Source organism: Amycolatopsis sp. NPDC049253 (assembly GCF_040678995.1).
GTDB lineage: Bacteria > Actinomycetota > Actinomycetes > Mycobacteriales > Pseudonocardiaceae > Amycolatopsis.
On sequence record NZ_JBFAQX010000006.1, the window covers coordinates 371,372 to 397,027 of the forward strand.

Consider the following 25,656-nt stretch of genomic DNA (forward strand, 5'->3'; position numbering starts at 1 on the left):
TCAGGAGATCTCGGGGTACGTGTGACTCCTATTGCCCACTGACCGTTTTCCTACCAGGCGTGATCAATCAGCGACAACGCGTTCATGATCACAAACACAGTCAAGTGTCGGGCCGACCACGATCAGTAAACTTAGGGGACGCAAACAACTAGCCCAAAAGGAGCCGACGGCGCCTCCCGCTGGACGAACGCCGACCCAGGGAGGGCTGAGCATTGGCGACCCCGCCGACCGAGATCACCAGTACCGAGCACCGCGTCGAGGAGCTGCTGGCCGCTGAGCCGCGGTTGTGGGACGCCGTCCCCGACGCCGGGATCGCCGAGGCGATCCGACGACCGGGGCTGTCCCTGGTCGAGCTGATCGAAACGGTGATGACGGGGTACGCCGAGCGCGCCGCGTTCGCCGAACGCGCCACGGAGGCGGTGACCGACCCGGCGACGGGCCGCACCACGCTCCGGCTGCTGCCGCGGTTCGACACGGTGACCTACCATGAAGCGTGGCTGCGCGCGTGCGCCATCGCGGGCGAGTGGACCCACCACACCGAAGCCCCCGTGGTCGCGGGTGATTTCGTGGCCACGCTCGGCTTCACGAGCACCGACTACGCGATCATCGACCTCGCGGGCGTCCGCGCCGGCGTGGTGTCGGTGCCGCTGCAGGCCGGCGCGACGGCCGGCACGCTCAAGCCGATCGTCACCGAGACCGGGCCGAAGCTGCTGGCGTCCAATGTGGACAACCTTGAGACCGCCGTGGACCTCGTGCTCGACAGCACGAGCGTGCGGCGCCTGGTCGTGTTCGACTACCGCCCCGAGGTCGACGCCGAGCGCGAGAAGTTCGAGGCCGCCCAGGCGCGGCTCGCCTCGGCCGACCGCCCGATCGTCGTCGAGCCGCTGGGTGCGGTGCTGGAACGCGGCGCCACCGCGGCGTCCGCGCCGGTGGCCGACGCGGACCCGGACCGCCTGTCGCTGCTCATCTACACCTCGGGCAGCACCGGCACGCCCAAGGGCGCGATGTACACCGACCGGCTCATCGCCAACCTGTGGCACGGGCTCTTCCCCGAACGGCCCCAGTTCCCGTTGGTGGATCTCAACTTCATGCCGCTGAGCCACGTGATGGGCCGCGCCCTGCTCGTCGCCACCCTGGCCGAAGGCGGAACCATCCACTTCGCCGCGAAGAGCGACCTGTCCACCTTGTTCGAGGACATCTCGCTAACGCGCCCCACCCAGATCGTGATGGTGCCGCGCATCTGCGACATGATCTTCCACCGCTACCAGAGCGAGCTCGACCGCCGTGCCCTCGGCGCCGGTTACTCGGCCGAGCTGGAAGCCGAGGTCAAGCACGACCTGCGCACGAGCTTCCTCGGCGGGCGGACGGTCTGGGCCGCGTCCGGTTCCGCGCCCCTGTCGGCCGAGATGCGGGCCTTCATCGAGTCGGTGCTCGGCCTCCACCTGCACGACGGGTACGGATCGACCGAGGCCGGCATCGTGCTGTTCGACCACAAGCCGACCCGCCCGCCGGTGCTCGACTACAAACTCGACGACGTCCCGGAGCTCGGCTACTTCGCCACGGACTCCCCACACCCGCGTGGAGAGCTGCTGGTCAAGGCGACCAGCCTGGTGCCGGGGTACTACAAGCGCCCCGACGCCACGGCCGAGGTGTTCGACGAGGACGGCTACTACCGCACCGGCGACATCATGGCCGAGACCGCACCGGACACGCTGTTCTACCTCGACCGGCGCAAGAACGTGCTGAAGCTGTCGCAGGGCGAGTTCGTGGCCGTGTCGCGACTGGAGGCCGAGTTCGCGGCCGCGCCGGCGATCCGGCAGATCTACCTGTACGGCAGCAGTGAACGCGCGTACCTGCTCGCGGTGATCGTGCCGACGCCGGAGGCGCTCGAAGCGTTCGGTGACTCGGAAAAGCTCAAGGTGCAGCTGAGCGAATCGCTGCAGAGCATCGCGAAGGAGTCCGATCTCAACTCGTACGAGATCCCGCGTGACTTCCTCGTGGAGAACGAGCCGTTCAGCCCCGAGAACGGGCTGCTCACGGGAATCCGCAAGCTGTCACGGCCGGCGCTGAAGGAGCACTACGGCGAGCGGCTCGAACAGCTCTACCGCGAGATCGCCGAGCGGGAGTCGAGCGAGCTGCGCGAACTGCGGCAGGTCGGGCGTTCGCAGCCGGTGTTCGACACGGTCGTGCGGGCGGCGCAGGCCCTGCTCGGCGCGTCTTCAGGCGAGCTGAGCCCCGAAGCGCACTTCGTGGAGCTGGGCGGCGACTCGCTGTCGGCGCTCACGTTCTCCAACCTGCTGCGGGAGATCTTCGACGTCGAGGTGTCGGTCGGCGTCGTCATCAGCCCGGCGACCGACCTGCGCAAGCTCGCGTCGTACATCGAGGACGCGCGCGAGTCGGGTGCCAAGCGGCCCTCTTTCGCCACGGTCCACGGCACGGACAGCACCGAGGCCCGCGCCGACGCGCTCACGCTCGACAAGTTCCTCGACGCCACCACCCTCGACGGCGCGTCGTCGCTGGCGCGCCCCACGGGCACCGTCGGCACGGTGCTGCTGACCGGCGCCAACGGCTACCTCGGCCGCTTCCTGTGCCTGGAGTGGCTGGAACGGCTGGCCGAATCAGGTGGCCGGCTCATCTGCATCGTCCGCGGCAGCTCCGCCGACGCCGCGCGCAAGCGGCTGGAGGACGCGTTCGACAGCGGCGACGCCAAGCTGCTGCGCCACTTCCGCGACCTGGCCGCCGAGCACCTGGAGGTGCTGGCGGGCGACATCGGCGAGCCGGACCTCGGCCTCGACGAGGCGACGTGGCGGCGGCTGGCCGACACCGTGGACCTCATCGTGCACCCGGCCGCGCTGGTGAACCACGTGCTGCCGTACGACCAGCTGTTCGGCCCCAACGTGGTGGGCACCGCGGAGCTGATCCGGATGGCGTTGACCGCACGGATGAAGCCGATCACCTATCTGTCCACAGTGGCCGTGGTCTCCGACCAGGCTTCCTCGGCCGACGAGGTGTCCGACATCCGCGTGACGAGCCCCGTCCGCGTGCTCGACGACGGTTACGCCAACGGCTACGCCACCAGCAAGTGGGCCGGCGAGGTGCTGCTGCGCGAGGCCAACGACGCCTTCGGCCTGCCCGTCGCCACGTTCCGCTCCGACATGATCCTGGCGCACAGCCGGTACTCCGGCCAGCTCAACGTCCCGGACATGTTCACGCGGCTGCTGCTCAGCCTCATCGTCACGGGCATCGCACCGGGCTCCTTCTACCGCTCGCCCGCGCCCGCCCACTACGACGGCCTGCCCGCCGACTTCACCGCCGAGGCCATCACCACCCTGGGCACCCAGGCGACCGAGGGCTACCGCACCTACAACGTCCTCAACCCCCACGAGGACGGCGTCTCCCTCGACACCTACGTCGACTGGCTCGTCGCGGCCGGGTATCCGATCAAGCGCATCGACGACTACGCCGAATGGTTCGCCCGCTTCGAGACGGCCATCCGCGGGTTGCCGGAGAAGCAGAAGCAGCACTCTTTGCTGCCGCTGCTGCACGCCTTCTCCGCGCCCGCCGACCCCGTCGACGGAGCCGGCATCCCGACCGACCACTTCCGCTCGGCCGTCCAGGACGCCGGCATCGGCGCGGACAAGGACATCCCCCACGTGACGGCGGAGCTGATCCGGAAGTACGCGGCGGATCTGTCGCAGCTCAGGCTGATCTGAGGTCCTCCTGCCCGGCGCCGGGGAGACTCGGCGCCGGGCAAGAACTTCGTAATAGCGGGAAAGAATGCGGCCAGGACGGCCGTTCCGAGGCTGGCCGCTCTTGATCACCGAGGCCAGCGCTCGAATCCCGCCACGGAAAGATGGCGGTTTCTGTTGCTTTGCCGACGTTTTCCGTGGGTGGTCACACGATCGTCACGAGCATCCGGCCAGGCCCAGCGCGATCCGCCGGTTCCGCATCGACGTGCCGCCGCGGGACCTCACCGGCATTCACCTGAACGTGCCCGCGACCGTGCCGCCGGAGATCGCGAGAGGCCTTGCCGACGGTGGTCCCACGCCGGCGGGTCTGTCCACTCAGGTCGGCACCGGCGGCCACCTCGCCGTGTGAGCGCGGCCGGAGCTGTTCTCGAAGGAACTTCGGGCCGCGTTGCGCTTCCTCCGCTGATTACACTCGCGCGGGTGGACACGATCATCGCCCCCGCGCCCGCGGTGTGGTACGGCTGCATGGGTCTCGGCGGCAGCTGGGACCGGCCCCGTACGCGCCCGCCGACGTCGATGCCGCCGAGGCGGCGATCACCGCCGCGCAGGTGCTCGCCGCCGGGGTGGCGACGGCCTCGGTCGTCGGGGCCGCTGCTCCGGCTGCCGCGATGGGCGGCCACACGTCGTTGGGCCCGCTGAAGCAGGTGCGGGCCGGCGTGCTGAACATCGGTTACGCGGAAGCCGGCCCCGCGAACGGACCGGTGGTGCTCCCGCTGCACGGGTGGCCGTACGACATCCACAGCTACGTCGACGTCGCGCCCGCGCTGGCGGCGCAGGGCTACCGCGTGATCGTGCCGTACCTGCGCGGCTACGGGACCACGACGTTCCGCGCAGGAGCGACGTTCCGCAACGCCCAGCAGTCCGCCGTCGCCGCCGACGTCGTCGCGCTGATGGACGCGCTGAAGATCGGCCGGGCCGTGATCGGCGGCTTCGACTGGGCTCCCGCACCGCCGGCGCGGTGGCCGCGCTGTGGCCGCAGCGGTGCACGGCGCTGGTGCTCGTGAGCGGCTACCTCATCACCAACCTGAAGACCCAGCGCGACCCGCTGCCGCCCGCCGCCGAGCTCGGCTGGTGGTACCAGTACTACTTCTCGACCGAACGCGGCGTGCTCGGCTACACCCGCAACACCGACGAGTTCAACAAGCTGATCTGGCAGACCGTCTCCCCGAAGTGGCACTTCGACGACGCGACCTACCAGCGCACCGCCCAGTCGTTCACGAACCCGGACCACGTGGCCCCGCCGACGGCTCGGCCTACCGCAAGCAGTTCACGGGCTCCTACGCCCACCGCGTCCTGCCCGGCATCGGCCACAACGTCCCCCAGGAAGCGCCTGCGGACTTCACAAAAGCCATCGTGGCCGCGGATCACCTCTGAGTACCGTGGCCCCATGGGCCACAAAGGCATCCGCGACGGCGGACCACCGCCAGATCCGAAGTTCCGCCCCGAAGACGTGGTCGGGATGCCGATCCGCAAGGCCGTGCTCGAACTGACCCGCCACGGCTACCTCATCGACTCGCCGACCACTGACGACCAGCATCTCGCGTGGCTGAGTTACCGGGTGCGCCTGACCGCGGCGGAAGGCGTGATCACCGGCGTCGTCGTCGGCTGACCCGCGACAAACGGAAGCGGGGCCGATCCACAGTGGACCGGCCCCGCTTCGTTGAGTTCAGCGGTAGATCAGGCGTTGCTACGACGACGGCGCACCAGCACCAGCATCGCGCCGCCGGCCAGGACGAGGGCCGCGCCGATGCCGATGGGCAGCGAGGCGTCCACGCCGGTGTTCGCCAGGGGCTGCGAGCCGCCCGCCGCCGGGGCGGCCGGGGTGGCCGGCGCCGCCGGGGTGGTCGGCGGGGTGACGCCGGCTTCGGCCCAGGTGGCGGTGGCCGAGGTGTCGACCGTGGTCTTCTGCGACTCCGCGACGATCAGCGACTGCGCCGGGTGCTTGGCGTAGTTCTCGCCCACGAAGAGACGACCGGTGTCGAGGTGGCCGACGGCCTTGAGCGCCAGCTCGGCCGTGCCGGCCTTGGCGTCCTTGGGGACGTCGAGGTACAGCTTGGTGCCGTCCTTGACCTCGCCCTCCGTCACGGCCTTGCCGTCGGCGTCGGCGAGCTTGACGCCGTCGGGCAGCTGCGTGGTGAGGTCGGTGATGTCACCGGTGGTGGCGATGGTGAACGGGCCGATCTTGGTACCCGCTTCGCCCTTGGCCGAGGCCGGGGTGATGCTCAGCGTCGGCTTCGGCTGCTGGCCGATACCGACGTTGTCGCTGCCCGTGAGGTAGTCGTACAGGGCGAGCACGTCGGCGCTGTTGTCCGCGTTGCCGTACTGGACGGGCTTGTCGCGGTCCAGCTCCTTGCCGTCGCTGAAGTGCCAGACGGCGGCCTGCGTCGCGGCGATCGCCTCGGCCTGCGACAGGCCGTCGTGCAGCGTGACGCCCTTCAGCTCGGCTTCGATGCCCTTGAGGTCCTCGGTCGGGAAACCGTGGTGCAGGACCCAGTTGATCTTCGCGTTGTTCTTGTTGAACGGCGAGTCCGGGTTCGGGTACTTGTCCCACGGCGTCTCGAGCATGTCCTGCTGCTCGTCGATGTTCGTCTCGATCTCGACGCAGTACAGCTTCAGCATGCTGCCGTCGGAGAGCTTGAGGCCGAACAGGACCGTGTCGTAGTAGTGGTCCTTGCCGTTTTCGTTCAGGTTGACACCGAAGCCGTTGGTGAACGCGCCGGGGACGAGGCGCCCACGCGCCGCGCCGTCCTCGGCCTTCGCACCGGTGTCCGCGGTGGCGCCCTGAGCTGCCGCCATCAGCGCGACGGCCGCGGCGGCAGCCGCGATCCCGCCTCGCACCAGACCTGACCTGACCTGCATCTGTTCTCCCATCCAAGCCCGAACCAGAAAGTCGGAGCCGCGTGAGAAAACACACCCCGATCACGACGGCCACCAATCAGGTGAGAATCCACCCAGTCAAGCGATGCGGAAGCATACACACAGCTCACATGGCCACTCACGGTGGTCCCCACCACCGTAAGGGTCGTCCACCTGGGCGTCACCACGCCGTTCACGCACCGCCACTGAGCAAATCGGACACACCTCGATCACCTGCGTATACACGCGATGTATAGTCGCGATGTATAGTGATCGTCCGAAGGGGACCAGACATGTCGGTGGGGACCACCCTGCTCGCCTTGCTCGAGCCAGGACCGCGGCACGGGTACGACCTGAAACGCGCGTACGACGAACAGTTCGGCCAAGACCGGCCGCTCGCCTACGGGCAGGTCTACGCCACGCTCTCGCGCCTGCTGAAGAACGGCCTCGTCGAGGTCGCCGGCGTCGAGGCCGGCGACGGGCCGGAGCGCAAGCGCTACACGATCACCGACGCCGGCATCACCGACGTCGAACACTGGCTCGCGACGCCGGAGAACCCGGAGCCGTACCTGCAGAACACGCTCTACACCAAGGTCGTGCTCGCGCTGCTGTCCGGACGCAGCGCCACAACCGTGCTGGACTCACAGCGCGCCAAGCACCTCGACGTGATGCGCGAGCTCACCCGCCGCAAGCGCCAGGGCGACCTCGCGACGCAGCTGATCTGCGACCACGCGCTGTTCCACCTCGAAGCCGACCTGCGCTGGCTCGAGCTCACGGCCGCGCGCCTCGACGAGCTGGCCCGGGAGGTGCGGTCATGAGGGAACCGCTGCTCGTCGCCGACGGCGTGGAGAAGGCGTTCGGCCCGACACAGGCACTGCGCGGCGCCGGCGTGTCCGTCGCGGCCGGGGAGGTGCTCGTGATCATGGGCCCGTCGGGCTCCGGTAAGTCGACGCTGCTGCACTGCCTCGCGGGCATCGTCCGCCCCGACGCCGGCACCATCACCTACGGCGGCCGCGACCTCGTCGCCATGAGCGACCGCGAGCGCAGTGCGTTGCGGCGCACGGAGTTCGGCTTCGTGTTCCAGTTCGGGCAGCTCGTGCCCGAACTGACGTGCCTGGAAAACGTCGCACTGCCGCTGCGCCTGGCGAAGGTCGGCCGACGCAAGGCCGAGGGCGTCGCGCGCGAGTGGCTCGAACGGCTGCAGGTGTCCGACGTCGCGGACGAGCGCCCGGGCGACGTCTCGGGCGGGCAGGGGCAGCGCATCGCCGTGGCCCGCGCGCTCGTGACCAAGCCGAAGGTGGTCTTCGCCGACGAGCCGACGGGCGCGCTCGACTCGCTCAACGGCGAGAAGGTCATGCGCATGTTCACCGAGGCCGCGCGCCAGACCGACGCGGCCGTCGTCCTCGTGACGCACGAAGCGCGTGTCGCCGCGTACTCGGACCACGAGATCGTGGTGCGCGACGGGCGCGTGGCGGACCGGGAGTTCGCGCAGTGATCGCGAACCTCCTTCTCGGCCTCCGGCTGGCCGTCGGGGGCGGCCGGATGTCGGGACAGGCGCTGCTGCGCCTCACGATGACGGCGGTGGGCATCGGGCTCGTGGTGGCCGTGCTGCTGCCGGCGGCGTCGGTGAGCTCGGTCGTCGACGCGCGGGAGGACCGTGCGGCCGCGACCGCCGAGATCACGCAGCCGCGGCCCGGCGTCGACCCGCTGTACGTGGTCAAGTGGTCGGCGATCCGGGGCAATCTGTTCGTGGACCTGCACTCGGTCGCGGCCGCGGGGCCGCACGCGCCGGTGCCGCCCGGGCTGAGGGCGGTGCCTAAACCGGGTGAGCTCGTCGTGTCGCCCGAGCTCGCGCGCCTGCTCGCCGAACCGGACGGCGCCGGGCTGCGGGCCCGCCTGCCCGCGGTGCCGGCGGGCACGATCAGCAAGCCCGGGCTCGTCGACGCCGGCGAGATCACCGCCTGGTACGGCACCACGGTCACCGACGCGAAGGCGAACCCGGACGTGGAGACCGTCTACGGCTTCGGCGGCGGGGAGCCGCCGCGCATCGCGGTGGCGACGTCGGTGCTCGTCGCGGTGCTGCCGGTGGTGATCGCGCTGCTGCTGCCGTTGCTGATCTTCGTGACCACGGCGTCGCGCATGGGTGCGGCGCAACGCGATCAGCGGCTGGCGGCGCTGCGGCTGCTCGGCGTCGACGCGCGGCAGATCCGCTGGGTCGCGGCCGGGGAGTCACTGCTGGGCGCGACGATCGGCCTGGTGCTCGGCGTCGCGCTGTTTCTGGCGGTGCGCCCGTCGCTCGGGTCGCTGGACCTGTTCGGCTACCGCGTGTTCGGCGAGGACTTCGTGCCGTCGTGGCCGCTCGCGGTGCTGGTGGTGGTGCTCGTGCCCGCGCTGGCCGTCGGGGCGGCGCTGTTCGGGCTGCGGCGGACGATCGTGGAGCCGCTCGGCGTGGTGCGCCAGGGGAAACCGGTGCGGCGGCGGATGTGGTGGCGCTGGCTGATCACCGGCGTGGGTGTGCTGCTCGTCGGCACGGCGTACGCGACCGAGCCGGGAAAAAGCAGCGACAACGTGCTGATCGCGCTCACCGGCGGTTCCGCGTTCCTGCTGGTGGGCGTGACCGTGCTGCTGCCGTGGATCGTCGAGGGGATCGCGAGCCGGCTGCGCGGCGGGTCGCCCGCGTGGCAGCTCGCCGTGCGCCGGCTGCAGCTCGACAGCGGCACACCGAGCCGGGTCGTGTCGGGGCTGGTCGTGGTGGTGGCCGGCAGCATCCTGCTGCAGGTCGTGCTCAACTCCCTGCTCGCGGCGGACGAGGTCGAGGCCAAGACGGACCCGTCGTGGGCGGGCGCGGCGCACGTGAGCGTGCTCGCGGACCAGGCGGCGGCCGCCGAGGTTCAGCGGCGGGTGTCGGGCGTGGGCGGGCTGACCCAGGTGGGCACGATCCGGCGCACGTCGGCGGTCTCCGGTGACCAGTGGACCGAGCTGGAAGTCGGATCGTGTGCCGCGCTGGCGTTGCGGGCGCAGCTGCCGTCCTGTGTGGACGGAAACGTCTTCGCGGTCGGTGACACACCGGTGCCGACGGGGCCCGTGCGGCTCACGGCGTCCGCTTCGGACACCGGCGGTCCGATGTGGACGGCCCCGGCCGATGTGGTGCGCCTGCCGGTGAGCTCGGCCGGGCGGCGCCTGGAGGGCACGCTGCTGGTGACCGAGGGAGCGGTCTCCGGTCTTCCGCTGCCGGCCGAGCTGACCACGGTGTACGCCAAGGGCCCGGGGACTCCCGCGGCCGTGGCCGACCGCGTGGCGGCTGCCGTCGCGAGCCTGACCTGGCACGTCGAGGTGGACACGGACGAGCGCCCGAGCGCGCCGACCGGTGTGCTGGGCACGATCCGGGCGGTGCTGCTCACGGCGTCGCTGTTCGTGCTCGCGGTGGCGGCGCTGAGCCTGCTGATGCTGGCCGTCGAGCAGATCACCGAGCGGCGCCGGGCGTTGGCCGCGTTGGCCGCTTCGGGTGTTCCCCTGGGCGTGCTGGCCCGCAGCTCGTTCGCGCAGACCGCACTGCCCGTGGTGATCGGGGTGGCGCTGGCGGCGCTCACGGGGACCGGGCTGACGTTGCCGATCCTGCGCGCGGCGGACATCCCGTTGAAGCTCGACGGCGGCCTGATCGCGAGCATGGCGGGCGCGGCCGTCGCGGCGGTGTTCGTCGTGACGGCGTGCACGATTCCGCTGCTGCGCCAGGTCACGAGGGTGGAATCGCTGCGCGCGGAGTAAGTGTTCACCGGCGCGAAAGGCCCGCGACCCACCTTCGTCGCGGGCTTTTCGGGTCCAACTCCTTCTCCGCGGGGGCCTGGTGCGCCAGCATGATCAACGCCCTGTCCCCCTTCGGAAGGTCGACCTTTATGCGAACCTTCAAACGGCTAGGTGCGGTGCTCGGCGCCACCGTGCTGGCGCTGGTGATCCCGGCGGCCGCGGCGTACGCCGATCCCCCGCACAACCTCCCCCAGAACGCCGGCGGCTACGACCAGTCGTTCTCGCCCGCGTACGACTACGACGGCGACGGCTGCTACGCCACCCCCGCCATCGGCCCGGACGGCACCCTCGCCCCCGGCCTCAACACCACCGGCGCGGTCAACGGCAGCTGCCACGACCAGTCCGACCTCGACAACTCCCAGACCTACTCCCGCTCGAAGTGCAACAACGGCTGGTGCGCGGTGGTCTACGCCAGCTACTTCGAGAAGGACCAGGCCGTCGACGGCAGCGGCCTCGGCGGCCACCGCCACGACTGGGAGCACGTGATCTCCTGGATCAACCAGGCGAGCAACCAGGTCGAGTTCGTGACCACCACGCAGCACAGCAGCCAGGTCACGTACCCGCGCTCGCAGGTCCGCTTCGACGGCACGCACCCGAAGGTCGTCTACCACAAGGACGGCCTGGGCACGCACTTCTTCCGCCTGGCCAACGACAACGACGAACCGCCGGAGAACCACTACCACAACTGGCGCTACCCCCCGCTCGTCGGCTACGACGGCTACCCCTCCACCGCTCTGCGCGACAAGCTGATGTCCGCCGACTTCGGCGCGGCGACGATCAAGATCAACGACGCGCGGTACAACGACCTCCTGGCGGCTTCACTGCCGGCCGGGATTCCGTTCGATCCGCGTGGCTGAGGTCTGAGGGCCGGTCCTGAAGGACGGGTGTCATCCTCTTCGTGGGGTGGCACCCGTCTTCGCTTTTCGGCGGTCGGTGCCCTCGGTCGCGGATGGGCCGCGGTTGCGCCGCGGGAGTCGATTTGCCGACCAGCCCGGCTCGAAGGGCCGTGGCGCAGGGGAGACGCCGACCTCGACGCCGTCCGGCAATGCGGCCGGGCACATCAGGAGCGCGGGAGTCGACTTGCCGACCGGGCCGCGCTCCCGCCTTCCCCCGGACCTCCGCGAACCGCCGGTGGGATGTCCGCGAATTCGCCCGAACCACGGGTGTCATCCTCTTCGTGGGGCTGGCACCCGTCTTCCGTGTCGGGCCAGGTCCGCGGGGGCGGCCGGAGCGATCTGCGTCACGACTTGACGCCCCGGCTATGCACAGTCATACATCCTGATGCATAATCATACCCATGTCCAAGGTGCTCACTTCCCTTCCCGTCGGCGAGCGGGTCGGCATCGCGTTTTCCGGTGGCCTCGACACGTCCGTTGCGGTGGCGTGGATGCGTGACAAAGGCGCCGTGCCGTGCACCTACACGGCCGACATCGGGCAGTACGACGAGCCCGACATCGAGTCGGTGCCGGGGCGGGCGACGACGTACGGCGCGGAGCTCGGGCGGCTGGTCGACTGCAAGGAGGCGCTGGTCGAGGAGGGGCTCGCGGCGCTGACGTGCGGTGCGTTCCACATCCGCTCCGGCGGCCGCAGCTACTTCAACACCACGCCGCTCGGCCGGGCGGTCACCGGCACGCTGCTGGTGCGGGCGATGCTCGAAGACGACGTCCAGATCTGGGGCGACGGCTCCACCTACAAGGGCAACGACATCGAGCGGTTCTACCGCTACGGCCTCCTCGCCAACCCCGCCCTGCGCATCTACAAGCCGTGGCTCGATGCCGACTTCGTGACGGAGCTCGGCGGCCGCAAGGAGATGTCCGAGTGGCTGGTGGCCCACGGGCTGCCCTACCGCGACAGCACCGAGAAGGCCTACTCCACCGACGCCAACATCTGGGGCGCCACCCACGAGGCCAAGTCGCTGGAGCACCTCGACACCGGCATCGAGATCGTCGAGCCGATCATGGGCGTGCGGTTCTGGGACGCGAGCGTCGAGATCGAGCCGGAAGACGTCACCATCGGCTTCGAGCTGGGCCGGCCGGTGTCGATCAACGGCAAGCAGTTCGCGACGTCCGTCGACCTCGTGCTGGAGGCCAACGCGATCGGCGGCCGCCACGGGCTCGGGATGTCCGACCAGATCGAGAACCGCATCATCGAGGCCAAGAGCCGCGGCATCTACGAGGCGCCGGGTATGGCGCTGCTGCACGCGGCGTACGAGCGGCTCGTCAACGCGGTCCACAACGAGGACACGGTCGCCAGCTACCACAACGAAGGCCGCCGCCTCGGCCGGCTCATGTACGAGGGCCGCTGGCTCGACCCGCAGGCCATGATGCTGCGCGAGTCGCTGCAGCGCTGGGTCGGCACGGCCATCACGGGCGAGGTCACCTTGCGCCTGCGGCGCGGCGAGGACTACTCGATCCTCGACACGTCCGGGCCGTCGTTCAGCTACCACCCGGACAAGCTGTCGATGGAACGCACCGAGGACAGCGCGTTCGGCCCGGTCGACCGCATCGGCCAGCTGACCATGCGCAACCTCGACATCGCCGACTCCCGCGCGAAGCTCGAGCAGTACGCCAACCTCGGCATGGTCGGCAGCGGCTCCCACCCGGCGCTGATCGGCGCTGCCCAGGCCGCCTCCACGGGCCTCATCGGCGCCATGCCCGAGGGCGGCGCCGAGGCCATCGCCTCCCGCGGCAAGATCGACGACGTCGAGCTCCTGGACAGCGCCGCCATGGAGTCGGGCACGGACTGACCCGGCCGACACCTCCGGCACCGTGAACGCGCCCCGCCCGTAAGCGGCCGGGGCGCGTTCACGTTCGAGCCGCCACCGGCACGGCGCTTCGCCCACCCAGCGGCGGCGAACGACCCCAGCCCGCGACCGCGCCCGGGTGCGCAGTGCGCTCCCACCGCCGGCGAGCGAGCTCAGGCTCCGGTCGCCGTCCCCCGTCGAGCTTGGGAATTGCGCGGGCCAACCCCCAGCGGCCGGCGACCCGTCAAAGCTGCTGCGCCCCGATCACCGACAGCAGTTGCAGCTTCTCGTGGCTTTCCGTGCCCGGCACGGCCGTGAAGATCAGCAAAGCCTGGTACTGGTCGGGATCCAGCAGGGTCTGGCCGTGGACCTCGATGGCGCCGACCTCCGGGTGCAGCAGCCGCTTCGGCTCGCAGTACGGGCCGAGCACGGGGTGCTCGGCCCACAAAGCCGCGAACTCCGGGCTGCGCGCAGTCAACTCGGCGACCAAAACACCCGCCGGGGAGGAGCGGCCCGTCTTGGCGAACACCTCGGCCAAGCGCGCGACCAGGGTGCGGCTGTGGTGGGGATGATCCTCGACCGGCAACCGCTCACGGACCGAAGCCGACGTGAACCAGCGGAACACCCGAGCGCGCGAAAGCCCGGTGTATGAAGTCTCGTCACCCAGCAACGCCACCGCGAGCGGCGTCTGGCGCAGGGTCTCCCCCAGCACGTTCTCGATCTGCGCCGGCGTGTCCTGCAGACGGTCGAACACACGCATCAGGCCGGCGTTGATGTGGTCGCCGCGGACGGCGCGCTGGGGCGTGCCGTGGCCCGCGAGGCGGAACAGGTGGTCACGTTCCGCCAGCGTGAGGTGCAGGCCGTGCGCGATCGCGGCCAGGATCTGCTCCGACGGCACTGGGCCGCGCTGCTGTTCGATGCGGCTGTAGTAGTCGCTGGAGACGCCGCTCAACGCGGCCACTTCCTCCCGCCGCAGGCCGCTGGTGCGGCGGCGCGGGCCGCGGCGCAGGCCGACGTCCTCGGGCTGCAGCGCCTCTCGCCGCGCGCGCAGGAATTTCGCCAGTTCGGGCCGGTCCATGCCCCCATCCTCCGCCCGGACGCCACGCTCAGCCACGGACATTCCGAACATGGCTACGCCCCGCGACCACGGGCACCGTCGAAACCATGAAGCACTGGATCGACGGCGAGGACGTCCCCGCCGAAACCACTCTCGACGTCGTCAACCCCGCGAACGGCACCGTCGTCGCCCGCATGCCGGTCGGCACCCCGGAGGACGTGGACCGCGCGGTGGCCGCGGCGACGAAAGCCCTCCCCGCCTGGGCCGCCACCTCCCCGCGAGAACGCGTCGAAAGGCTCAAGGCGCTCGCCCACGAGCTCCGCGAACGCAACGAAGACCTCGCCCAGGCCATCTCCGCCGAGATCGGCGCCCCGATCAGCCTCGCCCGCGCCGCCCAGGCGGGCCTGCCGCCGCTCGTCGCCGACTCGACCGCGGACCTGGCGGCCGGCTTCGCCTGGACCGAAACCGTGGGCAACTCCCTCGTCGTGCGCGAACCCGTCGGCGTCGTCGGCGTGATCACCCCCTGGAACTTCCCGCTCCAGCAGGTCATGACGAAACTCGCCCCAGCGCTGCTGGCCGGCAACACTGTCGTCGCCAAGCCCGCCGAGCTCGCCCCGACGTCGATGCCGATCCTCGCCGCGGCCCTGAAAGCGGCCGGGATCCCCGACGGCGTCGTCAACCTCGTCTACGGCACCGGCCCGGTCGTCGGCGAAGCCATCGCGAAACACCCCGGCATCGACATGGTCAGCTTCACCGGCTCCACCGCGGTCGGGAAGCGGATTTCCGTGCTGGCGGCCGAAACCGTCAAACGCGTGGCCCTCGAACTCGGCGGCAAGTCCGCCAGTGTGGTCCTCGACGACGCCGACCTCCGGCTCGCCGTCGACCGCACCCTCACCACCGCGTGGACCAACTCCGGCCAGGTCTGCGGCGCCTGGTCCCGCATGATCGTCCCCGCGACCCGCCGCGACGAAATCCTCGACCTGCTCACGAAAGCGGCCGAGGACTACCGCCTCGGCGACCCCCGCGAGGAGACCACCCGCCTCGGCCCGCTCGCGTCGGAAGCCCACTGGACCCGCGTCAACCACCACGTCGAACGCGGCCTCGGCCAAGGCGCGACCCTCGTCCTCGGCGGCCCCGGCCGCGTCCCCGGGCTCGAACACGGCGCCTACTTCCGCCCGACCGTCCTCGCCGACGTCCACCCGGATTCCGCCCTGGCGCAGGAAGAAATCTTCGGCCCCGTGCTCAGCGTCCTGACCTACACCGACGAAGACGAAGCGGTCGCGATCGCCAACAACAGCGTCTACGGCCTCACCGGCGCCGTCTTCGGCGAACCGGCCCGCGCGCTCGCCGTCGCCCGCCGCCTGCGCACCGGCCAGGTCGATCTCAACGAGGGCGAGTTCACCATCCTGGCCCCCTTCGGCGGCTACAAGCAGTCCGGCAACGGCCGCGAGTTCGGCCGTCTCGGCGTCGAGGAGTTCACGGAGGTCAAGTCAATCCAGCGGTGAGTCCACAGTAGACTAAACTCAGAACGTGGGCGGCGTGATCAGCCAGACCGCCTTGAGCGGTTCGCCTTCCCCGACGTGCCACCGGTGTGGCACCGTCGAGTCGAGGTAGATCGCGTCGCCCGCTTCGAGTTTCACCTCGTCGTCGCCGATCCAGAAGATCATCACCCCGGCCAGCACGATGCCGCACTCCTCGCCGACGTGCGAATGCGGGTGCCCGCCGCTGGTCGCGCCCACGGGCGCCTCGACCCACACCACTTCCATCTGGTGCTGCAGGTCGGGGCTGAGCAGCTCGTTCATGATCCCCGAGCCCGGGTACTGGATGCGTTTGCGCTGCCCGCTCTTGGAAACCGAGTACCGCAACGGGTTCGCGGGCGGCGCGTCGTTGCTGAACAGCTCGCCGACGGTGTGGCCGAGCACGTCGGCCAGCCGCTTCAACGCTTCCAGCGACGGGTTCGCACGCCCGCGCTCGACCTGGCTGATGTAGCCGACGGAAAGCCCGACCGCCTCGGACACCTCCGTGAGCGTCGTCCGGCTCTCGTGGCGCCATTCGCGCAGCTTCGCGCCGATGTGCACGCCCTCCGAAGTGCTGCGCGGCTCGTCGGACTGCTCGGGGGGTGAGGCCATGTGTCGCTCCTGCGCCGGCGGGGGTCGGGGTTGGCGGAACTCGATCGGACGGTGAAACGCCACTCTACAAGTTTTACCCTCAGTTCAACCAGTAAAACCTTGACCGCCAAAACCAAGATCAAAATCGCACCGGATGTCGATTTCGCAACGACCGTTGCATCCCACATGAGCAGGAGGTATGCCGCTGACCAGCAGAAAGATCAACAGCGTGAGCCTTGACACTGGACTGAGTTGACAGTAAAAATCTGCACTCACAGTGCGCCTCCTGCGGATCTGGTCCCCGCCGTCGGCGTCGTCGTCTCGAATCATCCGAACCAATGACGCGGAGGAATGATGATGACTTTTCCCAGGCGGCCGCGAAAACTCGCGCTGGTGGCCGCCGTCGCCACCGCCGCCGCGGTGCTCACCGCCTGCGGCTCGAGCGGGTCGAGCAGCGACAGCATCAAGATCGGCGTGCAGTTCGGCCTCACCGGGGCCGACGCCGCGTTCGACGCGGTCTACCAGGACTCCGCCAAGCTCGCCTTCGCCGACCTGACCAAGAACGGCGTCAACGGCCACTCCGTCGAACTGCTCTACGCCGACGACGCGAGCGACCCCGCGACCGCGGTCACGGTGGCGCGCAAGTACATCACGCAGGACAAGGTCTCCGTGCTCTACGGACCCGCCTTCACGCCCACCGCGTTGTCGACCATGCAGGTCGCGAGCAGCACGAAAACCCCGTTCTACACCCCGGGCAGCATCAACCCGCAGCTGACGAAACCGCTCAACAAGTACACGTTCGCGCCGGCGTTCTCCTCCGACGACGTCGCCGTCGGCATCGCGAAGCTCGTGCACTCCATGGGCGCCAAGAAGGTCGGCATGATGGTGGAATCCGACGCGTACGGCGACGCCGCGTTGTCCGGCGCCAAGGCCGCGCTCGCGAAGTACGGCCTCACCGTGGACGCCACCGAGAAGATCGCCGCCAACGCCACCGACGCCACCAGCCAGGTGCAGGGCCTGAAGGACGCCGGCGTCGACGCCGTGCTGCTCGGCATCACCGCGCCGCCGATGGCCGCGGTGATCAACGCCGAGATCCACCAGGCCACCTACCTGCCGCTGGTCACGTTCGCCGGCTCCAACACCTCGCTGGACCAGCTCGCGAAGTCGGATCCGAAGGTGCGGTACTACGCGCTGACCCCGCTGGCGTGCCCCGTCGGGAACCCGTGCACGGCCGACTTCATGAAGGCGTGGAAGGCCGAGCACCCCACCACCGAGCCGATCGTGTGGACCGTGCAGGCCTACGCGGCGGCCAAGGCGTTCATCGCCGGGCTGCGCAACGCCAAGGACACCACGCCCGAAGGGCTGGTCACCGGCCTGGAGACGATGAAGCCGTTCTCCACGCCCGAGCTGCCGTGCCCCATCGCGTTCTCCACGACCTCGCACAAGGGCAACTCCTGCACCAACTTCTACGGGATCTCCGGCGGCAAGGTCTCGTTCTTCGGCAGCGACACGACCCAGAACCAGCTCACCGCGAACTGACCTTGCCCCAGTGAGGACTGATCGATGGTCACCACCGCCACTTTCGGCACCGGAATCGTCAACGGATTCGCCCTAGCCCTCGTCTCACTCGGTTTCACGCTCGTCTACCGCGCCACCGGTGTGGTCAACTTCGCCAACGGCAGCCAGATGGTGCTCGGCGGCTACGTCGCGTGGGAACTCGGCTCGCACGGGTTCCCCGCGTGGGTGGTCATGTTCGGCGCCGTCGCCGCGGGCGTCGCGTCGGGTGTGGTCGTGGACCAGATCGCGTTGCGCCCGCTGCGTGGCGCGAGCCTGCTCGCCCAGATCATCGTGCTGATCGCGGTCACCGAGGTCGCCGGCGGGTTGTTCCTGTCGTCGTTCGGGGCCGAGGCCAAGACGATGACACCGTACGCGGGCCGCTCGCCGATCGTGCCGGGGCTCGGCTGGTCGGCGAGCGACGTGGTGCTCATGGTGGTGAGCCTCGTGCTCGTCGCCGGGCTCACGCTGGTGCTGCGCGGCACGTCGGCCGGGCTGCGGATGCGGCTGGTCGCGAGCAACCGCCTCGGCGCCACGGTCGTCGGCGTGAACCCGGCGCGGGTCTCCACGCTGGCGTGGTGCGTCGGCGGCGGCCTCGCGGCGCTGAGCGGCGCGCTGATCTTCCCGACCTACCTGCTGTCCCCGGACCTCGGGCAGCAGTACACGTTCGACAGCTTCGCCGCCGTGGTCCTCGGTGGGTTCGGCAGCCTGCCGGGTGCCGCCGTCGGCGGCGTGCTGATCGGGGTCGTGCAGGCGGTCGTGTCGGGGTCGATCGGGGCGAGCTACAGCGCCTTCGTCTCGCTCGGCGTGATGCTCGTGATCCTGCTGACGCGGCCCACCGGACTGTTCGGAGCACGCGCATGACCACTGTCAACGTCCCCCGCCGCGTGCGGGCCGCCGTCCGCGATTCCGCGCTGCCGGTGGAGAAGTGGCTCGGCCGGCTGCGGGTGCCGACACCCAGCACGGTCACGTCGCCGGCCGGCGAGAAGCGCTACGTCGGTTCACTGTGGACCACGGCCGGGGTCGTGCTCGTCGCGGTGGTCGTCGCGGTGTGGGCCGACGTCGGCGGCGCCTACATCCAGACCGTGGTCGGCCTCTTCGCCGCGTACCTGGTGTCCGCGCTCGGCTACACGGTCGTGCTCGGGCAGGCCGGCCAGTTCGCCTTCTGCCAGAACGCTTTCATGGCACTCGGGGCCTACGGTTACGCGGTTTCGGAGCCTCGCTTCGGTCCGGTCGGCGGGCTGATCGTCGGTGCGGTCGCGGCCACCGTGGCGGGCACGATCATCGGCGTCGCCATCATCCGCACCCGCGATCTGTACCTGGCTCTGCTCACGCTCGCGTTTTCGCAGGCCGCCCTGCTCGCGATCCAGCTGTGGCCGCCAACGCAAGGCGACAACGGGATCCTCGTCGACCTCGGCGGCGATCGGGCCTACCTCGTCGCCGTGGTGTTCGCGGCCGTCGCGCTGATCGTGGTGCAGCGCATGACGCGCTCGAAGATCGGCCGCGCGTTCGCCCTCGTGCGCACCGATGAGAAGGCGGCCGCGACGATGGGCGTGAACGTGCCGCTCACGCGGATGCTGGCGTTCGCGTTCAGCAGCCTGCTCGGCGGGCTCGGCGGCGTGCTGCTGGGCGCGGTCCTCACGTTCATCACGCCGACGAACTTCACGCTCGAACTGACGTTGCTGCTGCTCACGATGATCGTGATCGGTGGCGTCGGCAGTGTGTGGGGCACCGCCGCGGGTGTGCTGATCATGGTGGTGGTGCAGCAGTTCCTGCCCAGCAGCGGCAGCTTCGGCAGCTACCTCAACGCGGCGCTGTTGTTCGTGATCCTTGTGCTGCGGCCCGGTGGGCTCCGGTCACTGGTGAACCTGCGTTCGTCGGGCGGTAGCCGTGGCTGACCCGATCCTCGACCTCGACTCCGTGCTCGTCCGCTTCGGCGGCCTGGTCGCGGTGGGTGGCGTGAGCTTCTCCGTGGCGCGCGGCTCGGTCACCGGCCTCGTCGGCCCCAACGGCGCGGGCAAGACCACGCTGTTCAACGCGATCAGCGGCCTGGTCCCGGTGACCGGCGGCGCGATCACCCTGCGGACCACGCGCGGCTCGGCCGACCTGACTCGCGTGGGTGCGTGGCGCCGCGCGGGGCTCGGCATCGGGCGCACGTTCCAGGACTCGCGGCTCGTGGCCGGACTGCCGGTGCTGGACCAGCTGGCCACCGGTGCGTTCTCCGGTCGCGGCCGATTCCTGGGCGCCGTGCTGCGCGGTCGCGGTTTCCTCGCCGACGAGAAGCGACTTGTCGACCGGGCCCACGAAGTGCTCGCGCAGCTGAAGATCGAGCACCAGGCCGCGGTGAACGTCGACCTGCTCTCGGCGCCCGAACGGCGGCTCGTGGACCTCGGCCGCGCGTTGATGAGCCGGCCGGAGCTCCTGCTGCTCGACGAGATCAGCGCCGGAATGCCCGTGGAGGACAAGGAAATGGTCGCCGACCGCGTGCTCGACTACGTCCGGTCCGCGGGCGCCACGGTGATCTTCGTCGAGCACGACATGGGCTTCGTCCGGCGCGTCGCCGACCGCACGGTGGTGCTCGCCGAGGGCGAGATCCTTGCCGACGGCGGCCCCGAAGAGGTGCTGCGGCGACCGGACGTGCTGGCCGCGTACATCGGCCCCGGAGCCGAAGGAGCACTGCGATGACGTTCTCCGCGCAGGGAATCCACGCCGGATACGGGCGGATCCCGGTCGTGCACGACCTCGGCTTCGAGGTCGCGGCGGGTGGGTACCTCGGCATCGTCGGTGCCAACGGCGCGGGCAAGAGCACGCTGCTCAAGGCCCTGTCCGGCGTGGTCACCCCGCACGCCGGAACCATCCGGCTCGGCGACGAGGACCTCACCGGCGTGCCGGCGTGGGACCGGGCCCGCCGTGGGCTGGCGTTCGTGCCCGAGTCGCGGGAGCTCTTCGGCGAGCTGACCGTCGAAGAACATCTGCACGCGGGGTGCCTGCGTGTGCGCGGCCGGGCGAAGCGCGCGGAGCGGACCGAGTTCGCGTACGAGCTCTTCCCCGTGCTGCGCGACCTGCGCCGCCGCGCGGCCGGCCGGCTTTCCGGTGGCCAGCAGCAATCACTGGCCGTCGCGCGGGCGGTGGTGTCCCAGCCGAAGGTGCTGCTGCTCGACGAACCCTCCCTTGGCCTGTCCCCCATCGCGGTCAGCGGGCTCGTCGAGTCGCTGACCCGGCTCGCGCGCATCACGGACATGGCCGTGGTCATCGCCGAGCAAAGCCTCACGGTCGTGCGGGAGCTGTGCGACGACGTGCTGGTGCTCAACCTCGGCCGTGAGGTCGAACGAGGCCCGGCCGCCGCGGTGCTCACCCGCTCGGTCATCGAGAACGCGTTCCTGTGATAACTCCCCCGGAGGTGTGCGACAGGTGACAACCAGCAAGATCTCCTCGATCGACGTCATCCCGTTCCGGATCCCGCTGAAACACGAGGTGAAGTTCGCGACAGGCCGGCTGACCCACGCCGAGCACCTGCTCGTGCGCGTCCGCACGGCCGACGGCGTGGTGGGCCTGGCCGAGGCGATCCCCCGGCCGATGATCTACGGCGAGACCACCGTGTCGATCGCGCACGTGATCGACACGATGATCGCCCCCGCCGCGCAGTCGCTCGACCTGCTCGGCACCGAAGAGCTCGGCCACCGGCTGCGCCACCTCGCCGGCAACCCGACCGCCCGCGGCGCTGTCGAGCTGGCGATGTTCGACGCACTCGGCAAAACACTCGGTGTGTCCTGCCACGACCTGCTCGGCGGCTACGCACCGGAGGTCCGCTGCACGGCGATCCTCGGCGCGGGCACGATCGACGAGGTCGTGGCCGAGACCGCGGCCCTGCGTGCGGAGCACGGCATCACCAGCTACAAGGTCAAGGTCGGCCTGGACCTCGACCGCGACGTGCGGCTGGTCGCGCAGCTGCGGCAAGAGCACCCCGACGCGTTGATCTACGTGGACGCCAACCACGGCTACTCGGCGGCCGACGCGATGACCTTCCTGGAGTCCACCAAGGACCACCGGCTCGCGTGGATCGAGGAGCCGTGCCCGGCCGAGGACGTGCTCGGGCGCGCCGACGTGGTCGCCAAGTCGACCGTGCCCGTGCTCGGCGACGAGAGCTGCACGACGCCGCGGGAGGTCGCCACCGAGATCCTGGCCCGGCGCTGCACGATGATCAGCATCAAGCTGGCCCGTACGGGGATTCGCGCGTCGACGCGGATCCGTGAGTTCTGCGCGGCCGTCGGCGCGCAGGCGATCGTGGGCAGCCAGGGCGACTCGGCGATCGGCACGTACACCAGCGCCGCGTTCGCCGCCGCCAGCCCCGTGACCGCGCAGCACCCGGCCGAGCTGGCGTATCTGCTCAACCTCGACGGCGACCTCGTGGTCAACCCGCCCGAAATCCGGGACGGCGTGCTGCGGGTGCCAACCGAACCCGGCTTCGGGTTCGAGATCGACGAAGCCGCACTGGCGCGTTTCCGGACCGACCGGCCCGGGGAAAGGAGCTGAACCGCGTGTTCCGTTACGACCAGGCAAGGCAGGTGCTCACCGTGGGGGCCGGCACGATCGCGACGGTGCCGGACGAGCTCACCGCTCTGTCCGCCCGTTCGGTGTGCCTCGTGGGCAGCCCGCGTTCACTCGCGTCGGCCGCCGGGCAGGCGACGCGCGAAGCGTTGCGCGGCTTCGACGTCCGGCACGAGTTCGGCAAGATCGCGCCGCACGCGCCGATCACCGACACCGAGGCGATGGCGCGGCAGCTGCGCGACGACCCGCCCGACGCGCTGGTGGCCGTCGGCGGCGGCAGCGTGAGCGACACCGCGAAAGCGCTTTCCATCCTGCTGGCCGAAGGGTTTCCGCTCGAGGCCAGGTGCAGCACGTTCACCCCGCCCGACGTGTTGAAGCACGTGCAGCTCAACCAGCCGAAGATCCCCGTGCTCACGATCCCGACGACGTTGTCGGGCGCCGAGGTCACGCCCGGCGGCGGCGCGACGGACGCGCGTGGCATCAAACGGGTGTTCTGGGACCAGAAGGTCGCCTCGCGCGTGGTGGTGTACGACCCCGAGCTGTTCACCGACGTGCCGGCCGAGCTGCTCCTGACCACCGGCATGAACGGGCTCGCCCACTGCGCCGAGGCCCTGTACTCCAAGTCCGCGTCGCCGTTCACGGACGCGCTGGCGGCCGAAGGCGCCCGGCGGTTCGCCGAGACGCTGCCGCGCATCGGCGGCGCGACCGGACCGCTGCCCGTCGACCTGCTGGAGGACGCGCTGACCGCCGCGGCCATCGGCGGCCTGGTGATCAGCAACGCGCGGGTCGGCCTGCACCACGCCGTCTGCCACGTGCTCGGCGCCGCGTACGGCGTGCCGCACGGGGTCGCGAACTCCGTGATGCTGCCGTACGTCCTGGAGTACAACCACGACCACACCGAGGCCAAACAGGCGATCCTGGCCCGCGCTCTCGGCGAAGGGCTCGGGGAGACGGGGAGCGCGGCGGTGCTGGCCGCGGCCGTGCAGCAGCGCGCGGGTGTGCCCCGGACGCTCGCGGACACCGGCCTCGCCGAGGCCGACCTGGAGCGGGTGGCCGAGGAAGTCATGCAGGACCGGGGGTTGTTCTTCAACCCCAAGCGAGTGCGCGACGCCAGTGCGGTGCTGGGCGTGCTGCGGCGCGCGTGGACCGGCACCGTGACCGGGGCCGCGTGATGGCGGAGCTCGCCACCGGGGGTGCGCTCGTCGACCTCGTCACCGCTCCCCGCAGCGTGGTCGTCGTCGGCGCGTCGGCCGATCCGGCCAAGCCCGCGGGCCGGCCGCTGGCCTACCTCAGCCGCTACGGGTTCACGGGTGACGTGTTCGTCGTCAACCCGCGCCACTCCGTCGTCGGCGGGTACCCGGCGGTGCCGGCCGTGCTCGACATCCCCGTCGACGCGGCCGAGGCCGCCATCGTGAACCTGCCCGCCGACCAGGTGCCGAGCGCGCTGCACGACCTCGACAGCCGCGGCGTGCGGGTCGCCGTCGTGATCGGCAGCGGCTTCGAACGCCCGGACAGCGCGCCGCGCCAGGAGCTCAACCGGTTCCTGGCCTCGCCCGACCGGCGGCTGCGCGTGATCGGCCCCAACTGCGTGGGCACGATGAGCGTGGTTTCCGGTGCGCACCTGAACTTCTCGAGCGTGCTGGGCCGCGGCCCGGCGCGCGCGGGTTCGGTCGCGATGATCACGCAGAGCGGCGCGAGCGGCAACGGGCTGCTCATGTCGATCCTGCGCCGCGGCGGCGGCATCGCGCACTGGTTCAGCACCGGGGACGAGTTCGACGTCGGTGCGCTCGAACTGCTCGTCGGTGTGCTGGCCCGCGACGACGTGCGCACGGTCGGGCTGTTCCTCGAAGCCATCACGGATCTCGACTGGCTGCCCGCCGCGACCGAAGCGATCGCGCGGACCGGGAAACGGGTGTTCCTGGTCAAGATCGCCGACAGCGACCTCGGGCAGCTCGCCGCGGGCGGGCACACCGGGCGGGTGGTCGGGTCCAGCGACATCTCCCACGCGGTGCTGAAGCAGGCCGGGTTCGTGCGGGTGCCGGGGATCGCCGAGCTGGCCGACTGCCTGGTGACCGCGCAGGTGGTCGGCGAGCTGCCCGCGCGGCCGCGGATCGCCGCCGCGTCGGTGTCGGGGGCGGGGGCGGTGGTGCTGGCCGACCGGGTGCAGCAGGCGCCGGCGTTGTCGCTGCCGGAGCTGGGCGCGGCGACGCGGCTGCAGCTGCGGGAGGTGCTGGCCGACCGGGTCGAGCTGCACAACCCCATGGACGTGCCGTTCCTCGGTGAAACCGAGACCTTCTCGCGGACGGTGGCCACGCTGTCCGAAGCGCCGGAATCGGACGTCGTCGTGGCCGTCGAGTCGAGCCTCGCGCACGACCGGGAGGTGCTGACCGAAGTCCTCACCGCGAGGTCCCCCACCGCGAGTCCCGTCGTGCTGAGCCACCTCAGCGAAGACGACCCCATCCCCGAAGCGCTCCTCGCGCGGCTCGCTGCGGCGCGGGTGGCCGTGGTGCCGACCCCGGAACGCGCGGTGCAAGCACTGGGCCTGCTGGCGGGAGACGCGGGTGCTCAAGCCGCGGCCGAACCCGCCGAAGACCTGACGGGCTACCTCGGCCTGCCGAACATCGCCGCCTTGCTGCCCGCGGGTTTCCCTTGGGCGCCTTGGGTTTCCACACCTGATCGGGACGCCGCGGCGGAGGCGGCCGGACGGTGGGGCTACCCCGTGGCGGTCAAGGCGGCCGGGCAGACGATCGCGCACCGGTCCGAGCTCGGCGCCGTCGCGGTGGTGCGCGGCGAGGACGAGCTGACGGCGGCGTACGAGCGGGTCGCGAAGGTGTGCGCCGAGCACGGCGACGACGTCGTGGTGCAGCAAGGGGTCGGCGCGGGGCAGGAAGTGCTGGTGGCCGTGGTGCGCGACCCGGAGTACGGCCTGTCCGCCGTGCTCCGCCCGGGAGGGGTCAACGCCGAGCTGCTCGACGACCAGGTCGTGCTCTGGCACGGCTGGTCGCCGGAGCAACGGCTGGCGACGCTGCGGGAGTCCCGGCTCGGTGTGCTCCTGTCCGGCTACCGCGGCCAGGCGGCGAGCGACGTCGCAGCCCTCGGCACCGCGATCACCACCTTGTTCACGGCGCTGGCCGACCAGCCGGTGTCCTTTGTGGAGCTCAACCCCGTGCTCGTGCTGGCGGACGGGGTCCGCGCGATCGACGCGATCGGGCGGAAATGAAGGGTGAAGGGAAGCGC

General features: G+C 70.6%; 20 protein-coding genes and 1 pseudogene. 18 read left to right on the forward strand and 3 right to left on the reverse strand.

Annotated elements, in window-relative coordinates; all coding sequences use genetic code 11:
- Positions 1–212: 212 nt before the first annotated feature.
- From car to AB0K15_RS17505, 4 genes and pseudogenes are all read left to right on the forward strand, one after another.
- Positions 213–3,713, forward strand: a complete 3,501-nt coding sequence (gene car, locus AB0K15_RS17490) for a carboxylic acid reductase (protein WP_364050758.1) — start codon at positions 213–215, stop codon at positions 3,711–3,713.
- A 100-nt stretch (positions 3,714–3,813) separates the two neighbouring features.
- Positions 3,814–4,098 (forward strand): hypothetical protein, encoded by a 285-nt coding sequence (locus AB0K15_RS17495; protein WP_364050761.1) that lies wholly within the window; start codon positions 3,814–3,816, stop codon positions 4,096–4,098.
- Positions 4,099–4,357: 259 nt separating this feature from the next.
- Positions 4,358–5,123 (forward strand): annotated as a pseudogene (locus AB0K15_RS17500) (alpha/beta fold hydrolase).
- Between the two features lie 13 nt (positions 5,124–5,136).
- The gene (locus AB0K15_RS17505) at positions 5,137–5,358 is read left to right on the forward strand and encodes a hypothetical protein (RefSeq protein ID WP_364050764.1); all 222 of its coding nucleotides are present in this window, start codon (positions 5,137–5,139) and stop codon (positions 5,356–5,358) included.
- 68 nt (positions 5,359–5,426) lie between these two features.
- Here AB0K15_RS17505 and AB0K15_RS17510 read toward each other — a convergent pair whose 3' ends face one another.
- A complete protein-coding gene (locus tag AB0K15_RS17510; RefSeq protein ID WP_364050767.1) occupies positions 5,427–6,608 on the reverse strand; it encodes a thioester domain-containing protein in 1,182 nt (393 codons plus the stop codon).
- 290 nt (positions 6,609–6,898) lie between these two features.
- Between AB0K15_RS17510 and AB0K15_RS17515 the strand changes: the two genes are divergently transcribed.
- From AB0K15_RS17515 to argG, 5 genes are all read left to right on the forward strand, one after another.
- Positions 6,899–7,423, forward strand: a complete 525-nt coding sequence (locus AB0K15_RS17515) for a PadR family transcriptional regulator (RefSeq protein WP_364050770.1) — start codon at positions 6,899–6,901, stop codon at positions 7,421–7,423.
- Positions 7,420–8,100, forward strand: coding sequence for an ABC transporter ATP-binding protein (locus tag AB0K15_RS17520; protein WP_364050773.1), 681 nt, complete (start codon positions 7,420–7,422; stop codon positions 8,098–8,100). The genes AB0K15_RS17515 and AB0K15_RS17520 overlap by 4 nt, the downstream gene beginning before the upstream one ends.
- A complete protein-coding gene (locus AB0K15_RS17525) occupies positions 8,097–10,370 on the forward strand; it encodes an FtsX-like permease family protein (RefSeq protein ID WP_364050776.1) in 2,274 nt (757 codons plus the stop codon). Before AB0K15_RS17520 ends, AB0K15_RS17525 begins: the two co-directional genes overlap by 4 nt.
- Positions 10,371–10,498: 128 nt before the next feature.
- Positions 10,499–11,266 (forward strand): NPP1 family protein, encoded by a 768-nt coding sequence (locus tag AB0K15_RS17530; RefSeq protein ID WP_364050779.1) that lies wholly within the window; start codon positions 10,499–10,501, stop codon positions 11,264–11,266.
- A gap of 440 nt (positions 11,267–11,706) precedes the next feature.
- Positions 11,707–13,155 (forward strand): argininosuccinate synthase, encoded by a 1,449-nt coding sequence (argG, locus tag AB0K15_RS17535; protein WP_364050782.1) that lies wholly within the window; start codon positions 11,707–11,709, stop codon positions 13,153–13,155.
- Positions 13,156–13,396: 241 nt separating this feature from the next.
- Here argG and AB0K15_RS17540 read toward each other — a convergent pair whose 3' ends face one another.
- On the reverse strand, positions 13,397–14,230 hold the full coding sequence (locus tag AB0K15_RS17540; RefSeq protein ID WP_364050785.1) for a helix-turn-helix transcriptional regulator: 834 nt from the start codon (positions 14,228–14,230) through the stop codon (positions 13,397–13,399).
- A gap of 86 nt (positions 14,231–14,316) precedes the next feature.
- On the opposite strand from AB0K15_RS17540, the gene AB0K15_RS17545 reads away from it, so the two are divergent.
- On the forward strand, positions 14,317–15,714 hold the full coding sequence (locus AB0K15_RS17545; RefSeq protein WP_364050788.1) for an aldehyde dehydrogenase family protein: 1,398 nt from the start codon (positions 14,317–14,319) through the stop codon (positions 15,712–15,714).
- An 18-nt stretch (positions 15,715–15,732) separates the two neighbouring features.
- Here the strand turns inward: AB0K15_RS17545 and AB0K15_RS17550 are convergent, their stop codons facing one another.
- Positions 15,733–16,338, reverse strand: coding sequence for an XRE family transcriptional regulator (locus tag AB0K15_RS17550; protein WP_364050791.1), 606 nt, complete (start codon positions 16,336–16,338; stop codon positions 15,733–15,735).
- Between the two features lie 336 nt (positions 16,339–16,674).
- Between AB0K15_RS17550 and AB0K15_RS17555 the strand changes: the two genes are divergently transcribed.
- From AB0K15_RS17555 to AB0K15_RS17590, 8 genes are read left to right on the forward strand one after another with little or no spacing between them, the layout of a single operon-like run.
- Entirely contained in the window at positions 16,675–17,856 is a 1,182-nt protein-coding gene (locus AB0K15_RS17555; protein WP_364050794.1) for an ABC transporter substrate-binding protein, read from the forward strand.
- 24 nt (positions 17,857–17,880) lie between these two features.
- Positions 17,881–18,735, forward strand: coding sequence for a branched-chain amino acid ABC transporter permease (locus AB0K15_RS17560; RefSeq protein ID WP_364050797.1), 855 nt, complete (start codon positions 17,881–17,883; stop codon positions 18,733–18,735).
- Positions 18,732–19,769, forward strand: a complete 1,038-nt coding sequence (locus AB0K15_RS17565) for a branched-chain amino acid ABC transporter permease (protein ID WP_364050800.1) — start codon at positions 18,732–18,734, stop codon at positions 19,767–19,769. The genes AB0K15_RS17560 and AB0K15_RS17565 overlap by 4 nt, the downstream gene beginning before the upstream one ends.
- Positions 19,762–20,556: an ATP-binding cassette domain-containing protein gene (locus AB0K15_RS17570; RefSeq protein ID WP_364050803.1), complete on the forward strand. Its 795-nt coding sequence runs from the start codon at positions 19,762–19,764 to the stop codon at positions 20,554–20,556. The genes AB0K15_RS17565 and AB0K15_RS17570 overlap by 8 nt, the downstream gene beginning before the upstream one ends.
- Positions 20,553–21,257, forward strand: a complete 705-nt coding sequence (locus AB0K15_RS17575; protein WP_364050806.1) for an ABC transporter ATP-binding protein — start codon at positions 20,553–20,555, stop codon at positions 21,255–21,257. Before AB0K15_RS17570 ends, AB0K15_RS17575 begins: the two co-directional genes overlap by 4 nt.
- Positions 21,258–21,282: 25 nt before the next feature.
- Positions 21,283–22,404 (forward strand): mandelate racemase/muconate lactonizing enzyme family protein, encoded by a 1,122-nt coding sequence (locus AB0K15_RS17580; RefSeq protein WP_364050809.1) that lies wholly within the window; start codon positions 21,283–21,285, stop codon positions 22,402–22,404.
- 5 nt (positions 22,405–22,409) lie between these two features.
- The gene (locus AB0K15_RS17585; RefSeq protein ID WP_364050812.1) at positions 22,410–23,591 is read left to right on the forward strand and encodes an iron-containing alcohol dehydrogenase; all 1,182 of its coding nucleotides are present in this window, start codon (positions 22,410–22,412) and stop codon (positions 23,589–23,591) included.
- Positions 23,561–25,639, forward strand: coding sequence for an acetate--CoA ligase family protein (locus AB0K15_RS17590; RefSeq protein ID WP_364050815.1), 2,079 nt, complete (start codon positions 23,561–23,563; stop codon positions 25,637–25,639). The genes AB0K15_RS17585 and AB0K15_RS17590 overlap by 31 nt, the downstream gene beginning before the upstream one ends.
- The last annotated feature ends 17 nt before the right edge of the window (positions 25,640–25,656 follow it).

Excerpts from the sequence above, each read along its gene's own strand:
- AB0K15_RS17510 (WP_364050767.1), bottom strand. The coding sequence starts at position 6,608 with ATGCAGGTCAGGTCAGGTCTGGTGCGAGGCGGGATCGCGGCTGCCGCC.
- AB0K15_RS17575 (WP_364050806.1), top strand. The coding sequence starts at position 20,553 with ATGACGTTCTCCGCGCAGGGAATCCACGCCGGATACGGGCGGATCCCG.
- argG (WP_364050782.1), top strand. The coding sequence starts at position 11,707 with ATGTCCAAGGTGCTCACTTCCCTTCCCGTCGGCGAGCGGGTCGGCATC.
- AB0K15_RS17560 (WP_364050797.1), top strand. The coding sequence starts at position 17,881 with ATGGTCACCACCGCCACTTTCGGCACCGGAATCGTCAACGGATTCGCC.
- AB0K15_RS17530 (WP_364050779.1), top strand. The coding sequence starts at position 10,499 with ATGCGAACCTTCAAACGGCTAGGTGCGGTGCTCGGCGCCACCGTGCTG.
- AB0K15_RS17515 (WP_364050770.1), top strand. The coding sequence starts at position 6,899 with ATGTCGGTGGGGACCACCCTGCTCGCCTTGCTCGAGCCAGGACCGCGG.
- AB0K15_RS17565 (WP_364050800.1), top strand. The coding sequence starts at position 18,732 with ATGACCACTGTCAACGTCCCCCGCCGCGTGCGGGCCGCCGTCCGCGAT.
- AB0K15_RS17555 (WP_364050794.1), top strand. The coding sequence starts at position 16,675 with ATGACTTTTCCCAGGCGGCCGCGAAAACTCGCGCTGGTGGCCGCCGTC.
- AB0K15_RS17550 (WP_364050791.1), bottom strand. The coding sequence starts at position 16,338 with ATGGCCTCACCCCCCGAGCAGTCCGACGAGCCGCGCAGCACTTCGGAG.
- AB0K15_RS17545 (WP_364050788.1), top strand. The coding sequence starts at position 14,317 with ATGAAGCACTGGATCGACGGCGAGGACGTCCCCGCCGAAACCACTCTC.
- AB0K15_RS17520 (WP_364050773.1), top strand. The coding sequence starts at position 7,420 with ATGAGGGAACCGCTGCTCGTCGCCGACGGCGTGGAGAAGGCGTTCGGC.
- AB0K15_RS17505 (WP_364050764.1), top strand. The coding sequence starts at position 5,137 with ATGGGCCACAAAGGCATCCGCGACGGCGGACCACCGCCAGATCCGAAG.
- AB0K15_RS17540 (WP_364050785.1), bottom strand. The coding sequence starts at position 14,230 with ATGGACCGGCCCGAACTGGCGAAATTCCTGCGCGCGCGGCGAGAGGCG.